Annotated in this window: 5 protein-coding genes and 1 pseudogene; 4 read left to right on the top strand and 2 right to left on the bottom strand. The window is 62.8% G+C overall.

Annotation, left to right across the window (positions count from 1 at the left end):
* The 3 genes from JCM21793_RS29600 to JCM21793_RS22625 all read left to right on the top strand — a co-directional run.
* Positions 1-218 (top strand): cupin domain-containing protein (locus JCM21793_RS29600; protein WP_025031812.1); only part of this gene is annotated, 218 nt, incomplete at its 5' end.
* 3 nt (positions 219-221) lie between these two features.
* Positions 222-758: a GNAT family N-acetyltransferase gene (locus JCM21793_RS22615; RefSeq protein WP_025031813.1), complete on the top strand. Its 537-nt coding sequence runs from the start codon at positions 222-224 to the stop codon at positions 756-758.
* 274 nt (positions 759-1,032) lie between these two features.
* Positions 1,033-2,619, top strand: a complete 1,587-nt coding sequence (locus tag JCM21793_RS22625; protein WP_025031814.1) for an OpgD/OpgG family glucan biosynthesis protein — start codon at positions 1,033-1,035, stop codon at positions 2,617-2,619.
* A gap of 6 nt (positions 2,620-2,625) precedes the next feature.
* Here the strand turns inward: JCM21793_RS22625 and JCM21793_RS22630 are convergent, their stop codons facing one another.
* Complete coding sequence (locus JCM21793_RS22630) at positions 2,626-3,132, bottom strand: DUF2938 domain-containing protein (protein WP_025031815.1); 507 nt, start codon at positions 3,130-3,132, stop codon at positions 2,626-2,628.
* 263 nt (positions 3,133-3,395) lie between these two features.
* On the bottom strand, positions 3,396-3,962 hold the full coding sequence (locus JCM21793_RS27880) for a DUF2239 family protein (RefSeq protein WP_036541590.1): 567 nt from the start codon (positions 3,960-3,962) through the stop codon (positions 3,396-3,398).
* 131 nt (positions 3,963-4,093) lie between these two features.
* Here JCM21793_RS27880 and JCM21793_RS30775 point away from each other — a divergent pair.
* Positions 4,094-4,187 (top strand): annotated as a pseudogene (locus tag JCM21793_RS30775) (SixA phosphatase family protein); the annotation flags it as partial.

The following is a 4,187-nucleotide window of genomic DNA, read 5'->3' on the forward strand; positions in this document are numbered from 1 at the left end:
AGGGTGTGCTGCGCCCCGGCGCCCGCATCACCTATGAGGGGCCGCCGCGCGCGGGGCTGGAGCATCATCTTGTCCTGCTGGAGGGTGCGCTTCGCGTCACGGTGGATGGTGTGGTCCACGCGCTTCAGCCGGGCGATTGTCTTCGGTATCAGCTTCGCGGGCCGAGCCGGTTTGAGGCTGGTGAGGCGGGTGCCCGCTATCTCCTTTTCACGGTCTGAATCATGCAGGTTTCTTCTAGTCTCTCCATAGAACGCGTGGATGCCGGCGAGGCGGAGCGCATCCTGCCCGAACTGGCGGCGCTGCTTCATGCCTGTGTCCATGACGGAGCGAGCATCGGGTTCATATTGCCCTTCGGCATCGAGGACGCGGCGGGCTTCTGGCGCGGGACCATCCTTCCCGCGCTTGTGTCAGGCGGGCGCATTCTCTTCGTCGCCCGGCAGGGCAGCGCGCTCGCAGGTTCCGTTCAACTCGTTGTCGACACCCCGCCCAATCAGCCGCATCGCGTCGAAGCGTCCAAGCTTCTGGTCGATCCCGCCTTTCGCCGGCGGGGCATCGGCCGTGCGCTAATGGGGGCGTTGGAAGGCGAGGCGCGCAGCCTTGGCCGCAGCCTCATCACGCTCGACACGCGCACGGGCGACAGGGCCGAACCGCTTTATGCAGCTCTCGGCTTTTCCGTCGCAGGTATCATTCCCGGTTACTGCCGCGATCCCTTTCACGACCATCTCGACGCCACCACGGTCATGTACAAGCGGCTGTGACTCCGGGTGCTGTTTCACGCGTCCGATACCGTTGCGAACAGATCGTGATGCAGCCTGCGGAACGCGCGCGTGGTAACGGCACTTGTCTGTCGGGGTGGCTTCAGTTCGGCGAATGGAATCATGCGGCATCTCAGAAAACTGCATCGCGCGCGGATGTCTGCGCATCGCGGTGGTCATGGGCTGCTGCGGTGCACAGGTTCGTTCCGCAGGCACGAGGTCCCGCGTTCCCGTTCAGGCCGGCATTTCATGAATGAGCAAGGGACACTGTACATCCATGATCGATTTCAACCGACGGGATTTTCTTTCTCTCGCGGCGGTGTTTTCTGTCGTCGCGCCGTTGCCGGGCAGGGCGCTTGCCGCTACCGGCGCGCCCGGCCTGACCTTCGGGCCGGCAAAACCTTTCAGTTTCGACTGGTTGAAAGAAGAGGCGAAGGCGCTCTCGGAAAGGCCATGGCAGAATGCGCGCTCGCCCCATGGCGAAACACTGGAGAAGATCGACTACGATGCTTTCCAGAAGATCCGGTTTCGCAGCGATCATGCGCTCTGGGCTGATGGAAAGGGCGGTGCGCCGGTGCAGTTTTTCCATCTCGGCCGGTATTTTCAGGAACCCGTCCTTATACACGTGGTGGAAAATGGCGAGGCCCGCGAGGTGCTATACCGGCAGGCGTATTTCGACCTTCCTGCAGATCATCCTGCCCGAGCCCTGCCCGACAATATCGGGTTTTCCGGCTTTCGCCTGCATGAACCCTCGCAGAAGACCGACTGGCTCGCCTTTCTCGGTGCGTCCTATTTCCGCTCTTCCGGTGCGCTCAACCAGTATGGCCTCTCGGCGCGCGGTCTTGCCATCGACACCGCTCTGCCAAAGGCGGAGGAGTTTCCCCGCTTCAGCCGCATCTGGCTTGAGCGTGTGGAGGGAGAGCCGGATCGGGTTCTTGTCCATGCCCTGCTCGACAGTCCGAGCATCACGGGCGCCTATCGCTTCGACTGCGCAAGGGCCGACGGTCCTGTGATGGACGTTTCCTCCACGCTCTACCCGCGCAAAGCCATTGAGCGGCTGGGCGTCGCGCCGCTCACCTCCATGTACTGGTACTCCGAAACCAATCGCGGACAGGCGGTCGACTGGCGGCCGGAAATCCACGATTCCGACGGGCTCGCCATCTGGATGGGCAATGGCGAGCGCCTCTGGCGTCCTCTCAACAATCCACCCGCGACCGTCACCAATGCTTTTGTAGACGCGCGCCCGCGTGGCTTCGGCCTGCTACAGCGCGATCGGGAATTCACCCATTACCAGGATGATGGCGTCTTCTATGACCGCCGCCCCTCTGCCTGGGTCGAGCCGGTCAATGAATGGGCGTCGGGGCAGGTGCAACTCGTTGAGATTCCGACCGACGACGAGATTCACGACAACATCGTCATGTACTGGGTTCCCGATGAGCCGGTGGAGCCGGGCAGGGCGCTTCAGTTCGACTATCGCCTTCACTGGACCGCGAGCGAGCCTTTTCCTGCAGAACTCGGACGCGTCATGGCCACCTGGACCGGCACCGGCGGTATTCCCGGTCAGCCGAGGCCGAAAAACACGACACGTTTCGTTGTCGATTATCGTGGCGGCGAGGTGGGTGCGCTCGAGCGTGGTGATGCCGCGCCGGTCGTCGATCTTTCGCGCGGTGCCGTGACGCTCGCCGATTCGCATCCGGTGGTCGGTCAGCCGGGTCTGTACCGCGCCTTTTTCGATGCACGGATCGATGGCACCGACCCTGTCGATATGCGCATGTATGTGAAGGGAAAGGACGACCGAGCCCTCACGGAAACCTGGCTCTACCAGTATTTCCCCAACCGGAGTGCGCTGGGTCGCGGTTCGTGAAGCGGCCTATCCACCAATCAGCCAGGTGCTTGCCAGCGCGGCCAGATAGAGCCCCACCCCGAAGGAGGTGTGCGCGATCAGGCTGCGCAGCCGGGTGGTGTTCGGAGCCGGTGTTCTGGACGCTGCAATCCCGGCGCCCATTCCGGGCTGAAGTATAAGGAAGGGGGCGAGCACCGTTACGAGGCCCGTTGCAAGTGCGGGCAGGAAGCTGGGCTGGCGTGCCCAGTCCAGTCCTGCAATGGCGATCAGCGCTCCGGCAAAGACCACGCCGATGGCATAGTGCGCGACCCAGCCGATCCCGTGTTCACCGGCAATCGGCTGGGCGGCGCCGATCGCCGCATGGCGGAAGGTTCCCCGGCCCAGATGGCCGATCCAGCGCCCGACCATCGCATAGTTCAGGCCGACCACGCCAAAGGCCCGTTTCTGAAACAGCGCCCAAAGATCCATCACCGCCGTCGCGCCCACTCCGATCAGAAAGGCGCGCACGCAGAATTCGATTGTTTCGGCCGTCATGACTCACCTGTTTTCTGCCTGCCCGGATGCCGGGGCTTCGTTTGCATTGGCTGCTCGGGACCAATGCACCGAGCGCCATTGGAGCGGCTCACCGTTTCACGGAAACGCCGCTCCAGCGCATCGTCGGACATTCAAATTAATATTCAATTGTTTTATTGATTGATTGCGTGAAAGCCAGGCGTTTGTCAATGCGTATCGGCCCGGGAATCAATCTTCTGTCCGGGCGCCGGTCATTTGCGGGACACGCGATCTGTCTCGAGAGTTCAGCTTTCGAAAGCCGCTGCTGCCAGCCGCTCGACATGCGCTTTCAGGTCAGCCGGCCATCCGCCGATCCGGCTTTGAAAGCGCTTCGCATCGCCGGCATAGAGCGCGCGGGCGGCCTCTTCATAGCCGGGCTGATCGCCCAGCATCGCCATCATGAAGCGATCCGTGGCTGCCTGCGCCCTGCGCAGGCGCTCACGCGGCGCGTCGGCGGTTCTTGCGGCATCGACCAGCTTGCGGAGTGTGGCCGAAGCCCCGCCGGGCTGCTCGTTGAGCCAGTCCCAATGACGTGGAAGCAGCGTGATTTCGCGGGCCACGACGCCGAGTTTCGGTCGGCCGGGCGTGCGCTTCGCGGACGCTTTGGCAGGCTCTCCGCCGGACAGCCTCGCGGCCACTTCGGCATCGCTGCCGCTCAGGTTGAAATCGACCTGCCGTCCGGTTTCATCGTCGAAGATCAGCACGTCGGCGCCGGGATGTTCCGTCAGCAGCGCCTTCACGGCCAGCGCGACATCGATATTCGCACCGCTGGCGAGGCGTTTCCTGCCGTGAAAGGCCGTGTAACCGGGCATGAGAGCTCTCCATTCAGATTTCGCGCCTTTTACCCGGGTATAATATTTCTGTCAATATACCCGGATAAAATACTGAGTGCCGTCGCGTACCGGCTTTCCCGGGCAGGCGCGACAAAATAAGAGGGGGGATGATGAAAGAGCTTCTGCTTTTGCGCCACGCGAAATCGAGCTGGGATGACCCATCTCTGGCCGATGTCGAGCGTCCGCTCGCGCCGCGCGGTCGTC

It is taken from the genome of Nitratireductor aquibiodomus NL21 = JCM 21793 (assembly GCF_000615975.1).
GTDB classification, from domain to species: Bacteria; Pseudomonadota; Alphaproteobacteria; order Rhizobiales; family Rhizobiaceae; genus Nitratireductor; species Nitratireductor aquibiodomus.

Excerpts from the sequence above, each read along its gene's own strand:
- JCM21793_RS22625 (WP_025031814.1), top strand. The coding sequence starts at position 1,033 with ATGATCGATTTCAACCGACGGGATTTTCTTTCTCTCGCGGCGGTGTTT.
- JCM21793_RS22615 (WP_025031813.1), top strand. The coding sequence starts at position 222 with ATGCAGGTTTCTTCTAGTCTCTCCATAGAACGCGTGGATGCCGGCGAG.
- JCM21793_RS27880 (WP_036541590.1), bottom strand. The coding sequence starts at position 3,962 with ATGCCCGGTTACACGGCCTTTCACGGCAGGAAACGCCTCGCCAGCGGT.
- JCM21793_RS22630 (WP_025031815.1), bottom strand. The coding sequence starts at position 3,132 with ATGACGGCCGAAACAATCGAATTCTGCGTGCGCGCCTTTCTGATCGGA.